Source organism: Brachybacterium sp. J153 (assembly GCF_036311905.1).
Classification (GTDB): Bacteria; Actinomycetota; Actinomycetes; order Actinomycetales; family Dermabacteraceae; genus Brachybacterium.
Map to the genome: position 1 here is coordinate 1 of NZ_JAZDCH010000029.1, position 15,385 is coordinate 15,385.

The 15,385-nt window shown below is 74.7% G+C and carries 19 protein-coding genes; 9 read left to right on the forward strand and 10 right to left on the reverse strand.

The annotated features are described in order from the left end of the window. Positions 1–154 precede the first annotated feature (154 nt). From ykgO to rpmB, 5 genes are all read right to left on the reverse strand, one after another. Entirely contained in the window at positions 155–280 is a 126-nt protein-coding gene (gene ykgO / locus V1258_RS14380) for a type B 50S ribosomal protein L36 (RefSeq protein WP_329745550.1), read from the reverse strand. Continuing rightward, complete coding sequence (locus V1258_RS14385) at positions 277–534, reverse strand: type B 50S ribosomal protein L31 (protein WP_329750323.1); 258 nt, start codon at positions 532–534, stop codon at positions 277–279. Before V1258_RS14385 ends, ykgO begins: the two co-directional genes overlap by 4 nt. 69 nt (positions 535–603) lie before the next feature. After that, positions 604–909, reverse strand: coding sequence for a 30S ribosomal protein S14 (rpsN, locus tag V1258_RS14390; protein WP_329745548.1), 306 nt, complete (start codon positions 907–909; stop codon positions 604–606). Continuing rightward, positions 909–1,076 carry a 50S ribosomal protein L33 gene (gene rpmG, locus V1258_RS14395; RefSeq protein WP_329745547.1) on the reverse strand — a complete coding sequence of 56 codons (168 nt, stop codon included), beginning with the start codon at positions 1,074–1,076 and terminating at the stop codon, positions 909–911. The genes rpsN and rpmG overlap by 1 nt, the downstream gene beginning before the upstream one ends. Before the next feature lie 14 nt (positions 1,077–1,090). Beyond that, complete coding sequence (gene rpmB / locus V1258_RS14400; protein ID WP_329750324.1) at positions 1,091–1,327, reverse strand: 50S ribosomal protein L28; 237 nt, start codon at positions 1,325–1,327, stop codon at positions 1,091–1,093. 57 nt (positions 1,328–1,384) lie between these two features. Here rpmB and V1258_RS14405 point away from each other — a divergent pair, with 57 nt between their 5' ends. After that, entirely contained in the window at positions 1,385–2,485 is a 1,101-nt protein-coding gene (locus V1258_RS14405; RefSeq protein WP_329750325.1) for a GTP-binding protein, read from the forward strand. 4 nt (positions 2,486–2,489) lie between these two features. Here the strand turns inward: V1258_RS14405 and V1258_RS14410 are convergent, their stop codons facing one another. The 3 genes from V1258_RS14410 to V1258_RS14420 form a co-directional block, all read right to left on the reverse strand. Further along, a complete protein-coding gene (locus V1258_RS14410) occupies positions 2,490–3,191 on the reverse strand; it encodes a DUF4282 domain-containing protein (protein WP_329750326.1) in 702 nt (233 codons plus the stop codon). A 437-nt stretch (positions 3,192–3,628) separates the two neighbouring features. Continuing rightward, a complete protein-coding gene (locus V1258_RS14415; protein ID WP_329750327.1) occupies positions 3,629–4,291 on the reverse strand; it encodes a carbonic anhydrase in 663 nt (220 codons plus the stop codon). Positions 4,292–4,342: 51 nt separating this feature from the next. Next, on the reverse strand, positions 4,343–4,924 hold the full coding sequence (locus V1258_RS14420; protein ID WP_329745542.1) for a helix-turn-helix domain-containing protein: 582 nt from the start codon (positions 4,922–4,924) through the stop codon (positions 4,343–4,345). 79 nt (positions 4,925–5,003) lie between these two features. On the opposite strand from V1258_RS14420, the gene V1258_RS14425 reads away from it, so the two are divergent. From V1258_RS14425 to V1258_RS14435, 3 genes are all read left to right on the forward strand, one after another. Continuing rightward, on the forward strand, positions 5,004–6,017 hold the full coding sequence (locus V1258_RS14425) for an NAD(P)/FAD-dependent oxidoreductase (RefSeq protein WP_329750328.1): 1,014 nt from the start codon (positions 5,004–5,006) through the stop codon (positions 6,015–6,017). 117 nt (positions 6,018–6,134) lie between these two features. Next, entirely contained in the window at positions 6,135–6,623 is a 489-nt protein-coding gene (locus tag V1258_RS14430; RefSeq protein ID WP_329750329.1) for a PTS sugar transporter subunit IIA, read from the forward strand. Positions 6,624–7,643: 1,020 nt separating this feature from the next. Continuing rightward, a complete protein-coding gene (locus V1258_RS14435) occupies positions 7,644–8,132 on the forward strand; it encodes a GNAT family N-acetyltransferase (RefSeq protein ID WP_329750330.1) in 489 nt (162 codons plus the stop codon). A gap of 146 nt (positions 8,133–8,278) precedes the next feature. Here the strand turns inward: V1258_RS14435 and V1258_RS14440 are convergent, their stop codons facing one another. Beyond that, complete coding sequence (locus V1258_RS14440) at positions 8,279–9,544, reverse strand: MFS transporter (RefSeq protein ID WP_329750331.1); 1,266 nt, start codon at positions 9,542–9,544, stop codon at positions 8,279–8,281. Between the two features lie 352 nt (positions 9,545–9,896). On the opposite strand from V1258_RS14440, the gene V1258_RS14445 reads away from it, so the two are divergent. Continuing rightward, positions 9,897–10,583, forward strand: coding sequence for a winged helix-turn-helix domain-containing protein (locus V1258_RS14445; RefSeq protein ID WP_442878632.1), 687 nt, complete (start codon positions 9,897–9,899; stop codon positions 10,581–10,583). Positions 10,584–10,591: 8 nt separating this feature from the next. Next, entirely contained in the window at positions 10,592–11,260 is a 669-nt protein-coding gene (locus V1258_RS14450; protein WP_329750333.1) for a nucleotidyltransferase family protein, read from the forward strand. Between the two features lie 37 nt (positions 11,261–11,297). Here the strand turns inward: V1258_RS14450 and V1258_RS14455 are convergent, their stop codons facing one another. After that, positions 11,298–12,020: a YoaK family protein gene (locus V1258_RS14455; RefSeq protein WP_329750334.1), complete on the reverse strand. Its 723-nt coding sequence runs from the start codon at positions 12,018–12,020 to the stop codon at positions 11,298–11,300. 99 nt (positions 12,021–12,119) lie between these two features. On the opposite strand from V1258_RS14455, the gene V1258_RS14460 reads away from it, so the two are divergent. Genes V1258_RS14460 through V1258_RS14470 form a run of 3 tightly spaced genes read left to right on the forward strand, consistent with a single transcriptional unit; the run spans position 12,120 to position 15,318 of the window. Further along, on the forward strand, positions 12,120–13,211 hold the full coding sequence (locus V1258_RS14460) for an acetamidase/formamidase family protein (protein ID WP_329750335.1): 1,092 nt from the start codon (positions 12,120–12,122) through the stop codon (positions 13,209–13,211). Next, on the forward strand, positions 13,208–14,812 hold the full coding sequence (locus V1258_RS14465; RefSeq protein ID WP_329750336.1) for an AtzH-like domain-containing protein: 1,605 nt from the start codon (positions 13,208–13,210) through the stop codon (positions 14,810–14,812). The genes V1258_RS14460 and V1258_RS14465 overlap by 4 nt, the downstream gene beginning before the upstream one ends. Further along, positions 14,809–15,318, forward strand: coding sequence for a 2-oxo-4-hydroxy-4-carboxy-5-ureidoimidazoline decarboxylase (locus V1258_RS14470; protein WP_329750337.1), 510 nt, complete (start codon positions 14,809–14,811; stop codon positions 15,316–15,318). Before V1258_RS14465 ends, V1258_RS14470 begins: the two co-directional genes overlap by 4 nt. Positions 15,319–15,385 lie beyond the last annotated feature (67 nt).

Sequence of the window (15,385 nt, forward strand, 5' to 3'; positions counted from 1 at the left end):
CACCATAGTGTGTGTCGCACAGTGTTGTCTATGGGGCAGTCTCAACACCCGGAAACGGGCGGGCGCGGCGACCGTGAAGGCCGCCGCGCCCGCCCGTCGGGAGCTGGGGTGTCAGGTGGTGGTGGCTGCCGCGAGGTGTTCGCCGGGTCCCGCCTCAGCCCTTCTGCCGCCCCGTGAAGCGGGGCTCCTTCTTGTTGATCACGTAGAGGCGCCCGCGGCGGCGCACCACCTGGGCGCCGGGTCGGGCGGCGAGGGAGCGGAGCGAGCTGCGCACCTTCATCGGAGATCCTCCGTCCGGGCGTAGCGCCGACGGAAGCGCTCGACGCGCCCCGCGGTGTCCAGCACCGTCGCGCGGCCGGTGTAGAAGGGGTGCGAGGCGGAGGAGACCTCCACGTCGATCACGGGGTATTCACGACCGTCCTCCCAGAGCACGGTCTGCTCGGAGGTGCGCGTCGAGCGGGTCAGGATGGCGACGTCGGCGCTGCGGTCGCGGAAGACGACCGGGCGGTAGTCGGGGTGGATGGTGCTCCTCATCGGATGCTCCTTCGGTCAGTGCGGTCAGCGTGATCGGGGGATGGGGTGGGCGTGCGGCGGGGCGCGAGGTCACCAGCTGGACTTCCGGATCCCCGGGAGCTCGCCGCGATGGGCGAGCTCCCGGAAGCGCACCCGGGAGAGGCCGACGCGGCGCAGGTGGCCGCGGGGCCGGCCGTCGACGGCGTCCCGGTTCCGCAGCCGCGTCGGACTCGCGTCGCGGGGCTGCCGCTGCAGGGCCCGCTGGGCGAGGACCTTCTGCGCGGCGGAGGCCCGGGGGTCCTTGATCACGCGCTTCAGCGCGGCGCGCTCGTCCGCGTGCCGGGCGACGATCGCGCGGCGGCGGGCGTCGGCGGCGATCTTCGAGGTCTTCGCCATCAGCGCTCCTCGCGGAACTCGGTGACGGCCCGCAGTCGCGGATCGAACTTCCGCAGGGTGAGCCGATCGGGGGTGTTCCGCCGGTTCTTCGTGGTCATGTAGGTCGAGCCGGTGCCGGCGGTCGAGCGCATCCTGATCGTGGTGCGCACATCGTTCTTCCTGGCCATGGGGCGGGGTCCTCTCAGATCTTCTCGCCGCGCGCGCGGATCTCGGCCACGACGGCCTCGATCCCGCGCCGGTCGATAGTGCGCAGGCCCCGGGCGGAGACCTGCAGGCGGATGGTGCGGCCGAGCGAGGGGACGAAGAACCGCTTCGTCTGCACGTTCGGGTCGAAGCGGCGCGAGGTGCGCCGATGGGAGTGGGAGACGGACTTCCCGAAGCGGGGGACCGCTCCGGTGACTTGACAGCGTCGGGACATGGTGGGCGATAGTAGTTACTGAGACCCATTATCGTCAAGAAGGAAGGGCTGGCCCCTGTGTCCGCCATCTCCCCGAAGCCCGTCGCCCCTCCCGTCCCCGTCGCCGTGATCACCGCGATCGACCCCGTGCTGCGTGACGTCCTCGTCGGCAGCCTCCTGCTCGAGGGCGAGGGGCTGCTCGCCCTGCGCTACGAGGTGGACCACGAGGCCGCCGCACTGCGCCGCCTCGTGGTCGCTGCCGACGGAGTGCGCGAGGACGAGCTGGTCGAGCTCGACCACCCGTGCGTCTCCTGCGCCATGCGCGAGGATGCCGTGCCGACCCTGCGCCGCCTCGCCGAGCGGCGCGAGGTCGACGGGATCCTGCTCGCCCCGCCGCTCAGCGCCGATCCCGCGACCGTCGTCGGCACCCTCCACCCGCATCAGGGCGACTGGGAGCTGGCCTCCTCCCGCGCCGTCGCCGCGAGCGGCACCGCCCGCGAGGACCTCCTCGGGGACGACACCCTCGCCGAGCGCGGCGCGCAATGGGCCGACGGCGACGCCCGCTCCGTCGGCGAGGCGCTCGCTGCCCAGCTCGAGCACGCCGACCTGATCGTGCTCGACGGCGATCCGGGGGATCCCGGCACCGAGCTGGTCGAGCACCTCCGTGCCCCCGAGCAGCGGCTCCTCCACGGGCTCCACGCGCTGCGGGCGGGGGAGGCGCTGGGCGGGCGCCACGACCGCGCGGCCGGACTGCGCCGACGTGACGCCCGGCTCGTCGAGCCCTACGGCGGCCCCACCCGCCACGGCACCTGGACCCTCGACCTGAGCTCGACGAGGCCCTTCCATCCCGAGCGGCTGCTCGAGAACATCGAGGACCTCGGGGGAGGGGAGCTGCGCGGCCGCGGCCGCTTCTGGGTGCCCGACCGCCCGGACAGCATCTGCCAGTGGGACGGGGCCGGCGGGCAGGTGTCGATCGGGGCGGTGTGGCGGGCCGGCCGCGACCTGCCGACCACGCGCATTGTCGTCACCGGGATCCGCCCCGCCGACGCCGGGCGGGTGCGGCTCGCCTTCGGCCGCAGCCTGCTCACCGAGGCCGAGTGGGCCGAGGGGCTCGCCCCCTGGCTCGGGGCCCCGGACCGCCTCGCGCCGTGGCTCGGCGAGCGGGACGCGCGCGTGTGAGGGCTCAGGCCCCTCGGGCCTCGGTCGCCTCCGCGATGCGCTTGGTGTGCTGCGCGGTGCGGACCGTCGCGACCGCGAACTCGAGGCCGAGGCGCATTGCGATCAGCGCGATCACGGCCGGGATCCAGCCGAAGAGGATGCCCAGGATCAGGGGCACCGCGTTGAAGCTCGGCTCGCCGTAGAAGCCGCTGAACGAGCCCAGCAGCGAGCCGAACATGATGCCGCTGAGGATCTGCCCCAGCCACACGAGCGCGGCCACGATCATGACCACGACGTAGAGGAAGCTCGAGAACTTCACGGTGATGAAGTGCTCGAAGCGGAAGTCGAACAGCGCCTTGAAGAAGCCTGCCTCACCCCGCGCGCCGGGGCTGGCCGGGGTCCACTGCGCGCCGGTCTGCTGGGAGTCGGCGGGGGTGCCCTGCGGGGCGGGGGCCGCATAGGGCGACGGCTGGCCGCCGACGGCGGGGGAGGCCTGGCCGAACGGCGCGGCCGCGGGCGACGGCACGGCCGCGGGCGACGGCGCCGGCGCGGCCGCCTGCTGCGGGGCGGGGGACTGCTGCGGCGCGGGCGGCTGCTGGCCCCACGGCTGCTCCGTGCCCTGCGTCTGCGCGGGCTCCGGCTCCTGCGGCGCCGGCCAGGCGTTCTCCCGCGGCTGGCCGGTCCCCGGCTGGCCGTCCTCGTACTGGCTGTTCTCCGGCTGAGTCATGATGCGTCGTGCCCCTACCGCGGTGCGGTCGATGTGCGGTGTCCCCTCGGCGCGCGTCCCGCCGTCGGCGAGGCGCGCCCGGTCACCGTACTGTCCCGCGACGACATCCGGGTGACCGGCCCGGGGACGGTCGGTGCCGCGGAACAGCAGCTGCGCCGTCCCGTCGGCGTCGACTCGTCCGTCGTCACCCTTTCCTCGCGCACGATCCGCAGCGCCCGGTGCTGGGCGCCGAGGTCGAGGTGGTTCGTCGGCTCGTCCAGGAGCAGCACCCGCCGGCGTGCGCCACCGTCGAGCGTTTCAGAGAGGTCGCGCCGGCGGCGCGTGATCGCGGACCTCCCAGGTCACGAAAGAAAGACCCCCGAGCCTCCATTCCGGGTCACGGAATGGTCTCGGGGGTCTCGGCGGGACGACGCCGCGGGATTTTCGCGGCCCGGGTCTCAGCGCTCCAGGGTCAGCTGGCCCACGGCGGTGATGGGGAGCACGTGCCCGTCCTCGAGCTGGTACTGGCAGCCCACGATCCCCAGTCGGCCCTGGGCGACGGCGTCGGAGATGACGCGGGAGGAGCGCATCAGCGCATGGATCGTCTCGTCGAGGTGACGGCGGCCGACGGCGTCCGCGTCGATCAGCTCCGGGTCGACGTACGGGGTGTCCTGATGGGTGGCGAGCCATTCCCGCTGCACGGCCGGCTGGATCCGCTCGAGCTCGCGGCGGATCGCGGGGGTGACCTCGCTGGGTGTGGCCGTGGTCTGGTCGATCGCGGCCCGCACCGCCCCGCAGGACCCGTGCGCGAGCACCACGATCACCGCGACGCCCAGCTCGGAGACTGCGTACTCCATGGTCGCGGTGGTGTTCTCGTTGGCGATCTGGCCGATGTTGCGGACCACGAAGAGATCGCCGAGGCCGCAGTCGAAGAGGATCTCCGCGGCGACGCGCGAGTCGGAGCAGCCGAGGAACGCGGCGTTCGGCGCCTGGAAGGTGCTCAGCTCGCTGCGGCGGGCCGCGCTCTGCTGGGGGTGGTGCAGGTCGCCCTGCATGAAGCGGTCGTTGCCCTCGGCGAGGGCATCCCACGCCTCCTGCACGCTGACTCGGGGATCGGCCATGACTCGTCCTTCCATGGGGATGGGTCTCCCGGCTGCGGAGCCCCCGGCAGACTACTCCCGGAGCCCGGGTGCGGGATCGCGGTGTCCGCGTCGGGCCTCCCGGTCGAAGACCATCACCACCTCGCAGGGGCGGCCGTCGGCCCCGAGCGCATGGGGGAGCATCGTCGGGAACTCCGCGGCATGATCGCGCTCGATCCGATAGCTGCGGGTGCCGAGCAGGAGGGTCGCGGTGCCCGAGAGCACCAGCAGCCACTCCCGGCCCGGGTGGGCGCGGAGCCTCGAGGGGTCCGACGGGGGCGGCCCCGTGAAGCGGCGGCGGAGGATCGTCGTGTCGGGGCTGTCGCGGAGCGTCCAGCGCAGACCGCCGTCGCCGGCATGATCCTTGACCGGGGCGATCACCACGTCGTCGGCCTCGGTGGCGACGAGCTGGTCGAGGCTCGTGTCCAGAGCGCGGGCGAGGGTCGCCAGCTGGTCGAGCGCCAGGCGACGCGAGCCGGTCTCGATCCGGGACAGGGTGGAGACCGAGAGGTGCGAGGCCTCCGCGAGCTCGGCGAGGGAGAGGCCGCGGGCGAGTCGCACAGCTCTCAGCCGCTTGCGCACCAGGTCGTCGAGACCTCCGGGTGTCTGCGTCATGAGCAAGAGAGTAGTCCCGTGGGGCAACTCCGGTCCAGGATCGACCAGCACCCGCCCGCTGATCCCCCAAGGAGCTCCCATGTCGTCGATCCACCCCGCCACCCCCGACACTGCCGACACCCTGCCCGACGAGCTCGTGGACGTCGCCGTCCTCGGCGGCGGTGCCGCGGGGCTCAACGCCGCCCTGATGCTGGTCCGCTCCCGCCGCTCGGTGCTCGTGCTCGACACGGGCGACCCCCGCAACGCGCCCGCCGCCGGCATCCACGGGCTCCTCGGACGCGAGGGCATGGCGCCCGCCGAGCTGCTCGCCCGCGGCCGCGCCGAGGTCCGCTCGTACGGCGGGCTCGTCGTCAGCGCCCGGGTCGCCGCCGCCCGCGCCGACCGGCCCGCCGCCGACGGGGACCTCCGCTTCACCGTCGACCTCGCGGACGGCCGCGTCGTCACCGCCCGTCGGCTGCTGCTCGCCACGGGCGTGCGCGACGAGCTGCCCGCGATCCCCGGCCTCGCCGAGCACTGGGGCCGCGGCCTCGTCCACTGCCCCTACTGCCACGGCTGGGAGGTGCGCGACCAGGCGATCGGCGTGCTCGCCGTCGGCCCCGCCTCCGCGCACCAGGCGCTGCTGTTCCGGCAGCTGAGCGACGACGTGACCGTCTTCTCCCGCGGCACCCGCTTCGAGGAGGAGACCCTCGAGCGCTTCGCCGCCCTCGGCATCACGGTGATCGACGGCGCGGTCGAGCGGGTCGAGGCCGCGGCCGACGGATCCCTCGCCGGGGTCCGCCTCGCCGACGGCACCCTCGTGCAGCGGGACGTGCTCGCCGTCGCCTCGCGGGTCTACCCCCGGCTCGACGGACTGGGTGACCTCGGACTCCCTCTCGAGGAGCTCCCGGGCGGCTTCGGCGAGAAGGTGGTCACCACGATGGGCGGGGCGACGGGCGTGCCCGGCATCTGGGCCGCGGGCAACCTCGCCGACCCGATGGCGCAGGTCGGAGCCTCGGCGGCGGCCGGCGCGCTCGCCGGGGCGCACCTGAACGCCTCCCTCGTGAGCGACGAGGCCGATGCCGCCGTGGCCCGCCGGACCGCCGTCGGCGTCTGAGCGGACGGGGCGAGGCTCACACGTCCTCTGCGGCTCCCATCTTCACGGCCGCTCCGGAACGGGCGCATACTGTGGGGCGTTTGTCCCGCAGATCGGTCGTGACGGAGAGGAGGAGCCGTGCTCGGGTTCGGGAAGAAGAAGCCGCTGATCGACGACACCGTCGCGGTCGCCAGCCCCGTCGCCGGACGGCTGCTGGCCCTCGACGAGGTGCCGGATCCGGTGATCTCCCGCGGCATGATGGGCCCCGGCTTCGCCGTCGACCCGGAGAACGGGCGCTTCTGCTCGCCCGTGGACGGGACGATCGTGCTCATCGCGAAGGCCGCCCACGCCGTCGGGATCCGCACCGCCAACGGCGCCGTGATCATGCTCCACGCCGGCCTCGGCTCCGTGTCCCTGTGCGGCGAGGGCATCCGCTGCCGCCTCGCCGAGGGCGAGCGGGTGATCACCGGCCAGCCGGTCCTCGAGGTCGACCTCGAGCTGCTGCGCGCACGCGTCCCGTCCCTGATCAGCCCGGTGATCGTCGCCAATGGCGATGACTACGAGGTCGAAGGGCCCTTCCTCGACGCCGTCGGCAGCGACCCCGTGGTGCTCGTCCGCCGCCGCTGAGCCTCGCCCTGCGGGCCGCGACGCCCCGCTCGCGCGCCCGGCGCCACGCCCTCGCGCGCCCGCGCCTCGTCACCCGCGCGCCCACGCCGCGCTCCCGTTCCCCCCTCGCCCGCGCGCGCCCACGCCGCGCCACGTCCCCGCGCCCGCGCCGCTCGCACTCCCGCCTCGCCGCTGCGCCCGCGTTCCGCCGCTCCGCCCCGGAACCGCTGCACTCTGGGGCGAATGGGGCAGGGATTCCGCCGAGTCTGCAGCAGTTTCTGGGATGGGGCGCGGGGGAGGAGTGCGGCGCTCGCACACCCCTGCGCTCCCGATCCGCCGCCGCGCCCCGGAACCGCTGCACTCTGGGGCGAATGGGGCAGGGATTCCGCCGAGTCTGCAGCAGTTTCTGGGATGGGGCGCGGGAGTTAGGCGCGGGGCTGGGGCGCGGGAGTTGGGCGTGGGGGGTCGGGCGTCGGGTGGGGCGCGGGGAGGCCACCGGGGGTGGCTTCGGCGTGGGAACGGGCGCGCTGCCCGGGCGCCTCGTCAGCCCGACGTCGACGTGCCCGCCTCGAGGGGCGCCGTGGAGTCGCGGACGGTGAGACGCGGGGCGATCCGCTCGGTGCCGCGGCGGGGGCCGGGGCGGGGGTGACGGCAGCGGGGCCGGGGCAGGGCGGTCCGGCCTCCGGACCGTCTCCGACCCCGGTTCCGGCCGCTGCCCCTGCCTCCGCCTCTGCCCCTGGCCCTGCCCCCGTTTCAGTCCCTGCCCTTGCCCTGCCCTTCCCCTGTCCCCGTCTCTCGGGGCGGGGCTGCTGGAACTCCGCGCCCTCCGTGACCTGACGGGCTGTGGGGCCGTGAGGTCACGCCAGGCGCAGTTTTTCAGCAGCGAGCCCGCCGCACCGGGCCGCTGCCGCTACTCCCGCCCTGCCGCCGCACCTGGCACCCGCCGCACCAAGCCCCTGCCGCCGCACCTGGCCGCTGCCGCCCCTTCCGCCGCCCGGAAAGTCAGGTGCCCGTCCCCACCTGCCCTCGTAAAGTGCGGGCATGGCAGCGCCGACAGCAGGGCAGGGACCGACCGTCACCCGAGCGACCGAGGCGGAGTTCGCCCTGCTCGAGCAGCTCCTGCAGCTCTACCTCCACGACTTCTCGGAGCACGCGGGCGGCGACGTGGACGAGCAGGGCCGCTACTCCTACGCCTGGCTCGACGCGTATCGGGAGGAGCCCGAGCGTCATGCCTACGTGATCCGCGTCGACGCCCACCCGGCCGGCTTCGCGCTGGTGCGCGCCGAGGACCCGGTGCAGATGGCGGAGTTCTTCGTGCTGCGGAAGTACCGCCGCACCGGGATCGGGGCCCGCTCCGCCCGCGAGATCATCGCCCTCCACCCGGGGCGCTGGTCGATCAGCCAGGTCGCGACGAACTCCTCGGCCACCGCGTTCTGGCGCCGGGTGATCCCGGCCGAGTTCGAGGAGACCGTGCACGCCGACGGCACCGTCGAGCAGCGCTTCGTCGCGGAGGCCGTCCCGGCGGGCTGAGCACCGGCGGGGCACCCCAGCCGCGAACCGATGCTTCCCGCCCGGCCCTGCTGGAACTCCGCGCCCTGCGTGACCTGAAGCCCTGAGGAGCGGTGAGCTCACGCCTGGCGCGGTGTTTCAGCAGCCGGCGACTCGGCCCCGCCCGCTCAGGCGCCGACCCGCACCGCCTCGGTCTCCGCCCGGGCCTCGGCGCCGACCTCGGCTACGACCCGCCGGCGGTGCAGCGCGAACGACCAGGCGGCCACGACCAGGCCGAGCAGGGCGAGCCCCACGCCCACCCAGGACGGGGCGAGCAGTCCCCAGCCGGCGGCGAGCACGGCCGCGCCGAGCGCCGCCCCGAGGGAGTTGCCGAGGTTCAGCGCGGAATGGTGCAGGGCTGCGGCGAGCGAGGGGGCGTCGGGCGAGGCGTCGAGCAGGAACATCTGCAGCGACGGGCCCATCAGCTGAGAGGTCACGGCGATCGCGAACAGCAGCACGAGGCCGGCCACCGCGCTGTGGGCGACGAGGGCGAACACGGCGAGGCTGAGGGTCATGCCGACCAGGCCCGCGAAGATCGTGCCGTAGATGCTGAGATCGGCGAGGCGGCCGGCGAGGATGTTGCCGATCGTCATGCCGATGCCGAACACGAACAGCGCCCATGGCACGCCGCGCTCGCCGAGGCCCAGCACGCCGGGGACGATCTCGCCGATGTAGCTGTACACGGCGAACATGCCGCCGAAGCCGATCGAGCCGATGCCGAGGCCGAACCACACCTGGGCGCGGCGCAGGGCCCGCAGCTCCGCTCGGATCGACCCGGTGGTGCCGCTGCCCTCCGGCTCGGGCACGAGGCGCCAGATCGCGATCGTGCTCGCCGCGGCGATCACCACGACGATCACGTACGCCCAGCGCCAGCCGACCGACTGGCCGAGCGCGGTCGAGGCGGGCACGCCGAGCATCGTCGCGATGGTCAGGCCCAGCATCACGAGCGACACGGAGCGGGCGCGCCGCCCGGGCGGGGAGAGCCGCGAGGCGACCAGGGAGGCGACGCCGAAGTAGGCGCCGTGCGGGAGGCCCGCGATGACCCGGGCGATCGCGAGCACGCCGAAGCTCGGCGCCACCGCCGAGAGCAGGTTCCCGAGCCCGATCAGGGCGATCAGCAGCACCAGCAGCCGCGCCCGCGGAATCCGCACCGCGGCGATCGTCACGAGCGGCGCCCCGATCACCACGCCGAGCGCGTACAGGGTGATCAGCATGCCGGCCTGCGGGATGCTCGCCCCGAGGTCGTCGGCGATCTGCGGCAGCAGGCCCATCGAGGCGAACTCGGTGGTACCGATCGCGAAGGCGCCGAGCGCCATCGCCACGATCACCAGCCGCAGCCGCCCGGGGGCGAGCGGGGCCGACGGGGCCGACGGGGCGGACGGGGACTGCGGCACGGGGACCTCCGGCGCGGGCGGGACGGGAACGCTGCCGACGCTGGAAGCGGTGGGGAGGGTCCGATGGTATCGACTCCGGGGCCGCGGGGGAGGCGAGCCGACGGCGGGAGATGGCGGGCCGGACGAGGGCGCACCTCCAGCGCACCCCCAGCGCACCCCCAGCGCACCCCTCCCGCTTCCGCCCCTGATCGCGCTGCGGGCTCCTTGATCACTTTTCGGTCTCGGCGATCCTCGACCATGGGCATGAAACGAGTGTTGCGGTGAAGTGGGGGCACACGACGGACGCGTTTCACAGTCGCTCCGTCCTGATCCAGAAGGTGGTCCCGTGGTGAGCCGTTCCCCGCATTCCGGTCTGCGCGTCCTGCACATCTCCCCGGCACCGCTGGCACTGCATCGTCCCGCGCTCGGGGCGCTCGCGGTCCTGCCGCTCTCCGTGCACTACGCCGGTGCCTCGCTGCCCGAGCTGCAGCGTGCCCCCGACTGCGATGTCGCCGTGTTCGATGCGACCTCGGACCTCACCTGGGCCCCGCACATGGCGACCCGGCTCGAGGCCGCCGGGCTCGGGCTGCCGCTCGTGATGATCATGGCCGAGAGCGGTCTGGCCGCCGCACACCAGGACTGGGGAGTGGCGGACTTCCTGCTCCCGACCTCGGGACCGGCCGAGGTCGACGCCCGTCTCCGCCTGGCCATGCGCTTCGCGACCGCGCCGGAGGCGGGCCCCGAGCTGACCATCGTGGGCGGCCTGGTCATCGACGAGTCCAGCTACACCGTCACTCTGGACGGGCAGCCGCTCGAGCTGACCTTCAAGGAGTTCGAGCTGCTGAAGTACCTGGTCCAGCACCCGGGTCGGGTGTTCACGCGTGCCCAGCTGCTGCAAGAGGTGTGGGGATACGACTACTTCGGCGGGACCCGCACCGTGGACGTGCACGTGCGTCGGCTGCGGGCGAAGCTCGGTGTCGGCATCGAGTCCGCGATCCACACCGTGCGCAATGTCGGCTACCGCTTCGACCTGGCCGTCTCCGAGCTGCAGAGCGCCTGAGACCCGCCATGTCGCAGCCGCTCCCGCCATCCACCCCGCATCCCGACGGCACCGCTCCCGACGACCCCGAGCTGCCGGTCACCACGGGCGTCCTGCTCGCGGCCGGCGAGGGCCGGCGCCTGGGCCTCGGCCCCAAGGCGCTGCTGGAGGTCGGCGGCGAGCCGGTCGTCTCCGTCCTCACCCGACGCCTGCTCGAGGGCGGCTGCCGGGACGTGGTGGCGGTCGTCGGCGCCCATGGCGAACGGGTCGGCGCCGCGGCGCGGGAGGCCGGCGCGGTCGTGGTCGACAGCCCGCTGTGGCGGCTCGGCATGTCCGTCTCGCTGCGCGCCGGGGTCGCCGCGGCCGACGCCCCGCAACTGCTGATCACGCTGGTGGACCAGGTGGGGGTCGACGCCGTGCTGGTGCGCCGACTGCTCCGGGCCCACCGGTCGGGACGCGTGACCTCCGCGGCGTATCCCGGCCCGGACGGGACCCTGGTGCGTCGGCACCCCGTGCTGATGGATGCGGCCGACGCCCGCGCGGCGGCCGCCCAGGCGCACGGCGACCGCGGGGCCCGCGACTGGCTGCGCGCCCATGCCGAGCGCGTCGACCTCGTGGACTGCCGCGATCTGGACGACGGCGGCGATCTCGACACCCGAGCGGATCTCTCGCGCCTGGACCTCCACACCACCCGCTGAGCGGCGTCTGCGCCCTGCACCGGTTCCGGACTCGGCCTCAGACCCGGCACCGCCGGTGCCCGACGAGCGCGGTGACGGCGCAGATCAGCCCGGCGAGCAGCAGCCCCGCCCCGACGTGCACCTGCAGCAGCAGCGCCCCGACGGCGGCGCCTACGAGCATCAGCACCACCGCCAGCAGCCGTCGGGCCCACAGGTCACCGGCTCCCCCGGCCAGGCGCGAGTCCATCGCGAGCCCCGTGATGGTGGAGGTGATGACCACCGTGGTCACGTCCTTCACGGCGAGCGCGCGGGCGGCCGCGGCCTGCGCCCCCATCGCGAGGCCCAGCGCCCCGGTCACCCCCAGCAGCACCGGATGCGGGGCATCGCCCCAGAGCATCAGCAGGGCGCCGGTGGCGATCACCAGCGCGCCGACGCCGCAGAGCACCCCCGTGGTCGCCGTCGACCATGCCCCGCTGCGACCGCGCACGGCGCGACCGGCCAGGACGGCGCCCAGCACGAACCCTGCCAGGGCGAGCACCGGACCGGTGACCGGGAGGTCATCCGCGCCGGTCAGCGCCATGCCGAGGATGACCACGTTGCCGGTCATGTTCGCGGTGAACACGCGGTCCAGCCCCAGATAGCCGACGGCGTCGACGATGCCGGTGGCGGCGGTGAGGGTGAGCATCAGGTGGAGCGTGGTGGGCCGCGGAGCCCGGGCCGGAGCGGCGGTGGGCTCGGGGGCGGTGGGCTCGGCGACGGCGGGAACATCGGGGGCGGTCATGCGCCGGACGCTACGCACCGGGCGAAACCCGGACGGCACAGCCGTGTAACAGGCGCGTAAAACCCCGCCGCTAGCGTGACGAGCGACCTGAGGAGGAGCATGAGCACCGACATCCTGCGACCGGGCGGAGACCCGACGACCGGAGTGGCCCACCTCCCCGTGGAGGAGTCGACGAGCCTGTGGGGCCGGCTGCCCTGCGCCGCCGATGCGCCGGTGCTGCGTCTCGACCCCGGCGACGAGGTGGTCGTGGACACCCTCAGCCACGAGGGCATCCTCGAGGACCAGGGGCGCGATCCCGTCGCCTTCTTCGCCGCCCACGGCGTCGACCCCGAGCAGGTGCTGCCCGACGCGATCGCGCTCGCCGCCGGGCATCCGGGCCGGGATCCCCGCCGCGACGGACCCCACGTGGTCACCGGCCCGATCCACGTGGCCGGCGCCCTCCCCGGGGACCTGCTGCGGATCACGATCCTCGAGCACACGCCGCGCGTCCCCTACGGGGTGGTCTCCAACCGGCACGGCCGCGGCGCCCTGCCGGGGGAGTACCCGCGCGGCGAGGGCTCGGTGAGCATCTTCGCCGGCGTCGAGGAGACCGGGGACGGGCTGGTCGGCACCATGGCTCCGCGCGCCGGGGCCGAGCGCACCATCCGCTTCCCGCTGCGACCGTTCCTCGGGATCATGGGCGTGGCCGTGCCCGGTGCGGAGCGACCCCACTCGGTGCCGCCCGGTCCCCACGGCGGCAACATCGACCTGAACCTGCTCACGGCCGGGTCGTCCCTCTACCTGCCGGTGCAGGTCGAGGGGGCGCTCGCGTATGTCGGCGACCCGCACTTCGCGCAGGGGGACGGGGAGGTGGCGCTGACCGCGATGGAGGCGAGCCTCCGCAGCCGGCTGCGGCTCGACGTGATCCCCCGCGAGGAGGCGGTCGAGCAGTTCGGCGAGGTCGTCGGCCCCCTCGCCGAGACCGCCGAGCATCTCGTCCCCACCGGCATGGACGAGGATCTCGACCGTGCCGTGCAGGACTGCGTGCGCCAGGCGATCGCCCTGCTCCAGGCGCGATGGGGGCTGGATCCGGAGCATGCCTACGCCTATCTCAGCGCCGCCACCGACTTCGACATCTCGCAGGTCGTCGACGTCGTCAAGGGCGTGCACGCCCGCATCCGCACGGCCGACCTCGCGGAGGTCCGCCGATGAGCACCCCGCCCGACGAGTCCCGGCCCGTTGCGCAGGGGCCGGAGATCCCGGGCCTGCTCGAGGCGTTCTGGGCCTACGAGACCGCGCTCATGGCCGACGACCTGGCGGCGCTCGACGACCTGTTCGCGCCCGGACCCGACACCCTGCGCGGGGACGCCGGCGGGCTGCTGCGGGGCCACGAGGCGATCAGCACCTTCCGCGGCGCCCGGGGCGGGGCCCCGAGGCGACGCATCGTCGCCCTCGACGTGCGCGCGCTCGGCGAGGAGCACGCCGCGGTCGTGGCGACCACGGAGCTGCTGCGCGGCGGCCGCGGCCTGCAGACCCAGGTGTGGCGCCGCGGCGAGGACGGCTGGAAGGTCGCCGTCGCCCACGTCGCCGTCGCCGCCCCCGCCCTGGACCGCCGCATCTGGCGGGTCGTCGGGGACCCCCTCGTGCCGTCCACCCGCCCGGCCGGCGCCGGACCGGGGCCGCTCGCCGGGGAGCGCGTCGCCGTCAAGGACGTCCTCGCCGTCCAGGGCCAGCGGGTCGGCGGCGGCAGCCCCTCCCTGCTCGCCGGCTCCCACCCCGAGCCCCGTCACGCCGCCGCGGTGCAGGCCCTGCTCGACGCCGGCGCGGAGGTCACCGGCATCGCCGCCACCGACGAGCTCGCCTTCAGTCTCGCCGGCACCAGCACCCACTACGGCACGCCGCCGAACCCGCGGGCGCCGCACCGCATCAGCGGCGGATCGACCTCGGGCCCGGCCACCGCCGTCTCTCTCGGGCACGCGAGCATCGGCCTCGGCACCGACACCGGCGGGTCGATCCGGGTCCCCGCCGCGTATCAGGGGCTGTGGGGGCTGCGGCCGACCCACGGCGCCGTCTCCCGCGAGGGCGTGCTCCCGCTCGCCCCGAGCTTCGACACCGTCGGACTCCTGACCCGCGACCCGAGCCTGCTCGCCCGGGCCGCAGCGACCCTCCTGCCCGATCACGGGCAGGTGCTCGCGGACCCCGTGCTGCGCACCGTCCCCGGTCTCGGGCAGCAGCTGGACGCCGAGATCGCCCGCGCCCTCGAGGCGACGCTACGCCGCTGGTCGGCGATGACCCCTGTCGAAGCGGTCGCTCCGCTCGCGACGGAGGAGCTCGAGCGCTGGGCCGAGGCGTTCTCCGTCCTCCAGGCCCGTGAGGCCTGGGCGGCCCACGGTCCGTGGGTGCGCGCCCACCGCGAGGCGCTCGCCCCCGACGTCGGCGCCCGCCTCGACCGCGCCGCCGCCCTCACCGCCGCCGACGAGGACTCCGCCCGTGTCGAGCGCGCCCGCGCCGTGGAGGCGATCCTCTCCCGGCTCGCCGACGGGGTGCTGGTCGTGCCCGCGACCTCGTCGGTCGCGCCGCTGCTGCACGAGGCCGCTGCCGGAGGCCCGGTCCTCGAGGCGCAGCGCGCCCGCACCCTGCGCCTGACCTGCCTCGCGGGACTCGCCGGGCTGCCCGCCGTCGCCGTCCCCCTGAGCGTCGACCCGCAGGGCGTGGGGGAGCGCCTGCCCACCGCCCTCACCCTCGTCGGCCCGCCGGGCAGCGACCTCGACCTGATCCGCCTCGCCGCACACCTCGAGGGAGAGCCCGCATGAGCCCCCGCACCGCCCTGGACCGCCTCAACGGCGCCCCGCCCGTCGAGCTCGCGGAGCAGCTGCGCGGCTGCGCCCCGATCGAGAGCTGGGTGCGGCATCTCATCGACTCCCGCCCCTATCCGAGCCGGGAGTCGCTGCTCGCCGAGGCCTCCGCCCGCGCCCGCACCTGGACCACCGCCGAGGTGCTCGGGGCCCTCGCGCACCACCCGCGGATCGGGGAGCGGGCCGGTGATCGGGCCGTCGCGCTGAGCGCCGTCGAGGCGGAGCACTCCGCCGCCGAGCAGGCCGGGGTCGACGACCCGGGCGCGTGGGTCCTCGCCAACTCCCGCTACGAGCGGCGCTTCGGCACCGTGTTCCTGATCCGCGCCGCGGGCCGCAGCCAGGCCGAGATGCTCGCCGAGCTCGAGCGCCGCCTCCTCCTGGACGACGAGGACGAGCGGGCGGAGCGCGCCGAGCAGCTCCGTCAGATCGCCCTGCTCCGTCTCGACGCCCTGGTCGCGGACTGACCCGCATCGGTAACACCCCTGAAACGTTCGTTGCATTGACTGGGGTCATTCACCGGAACGGCCCCAG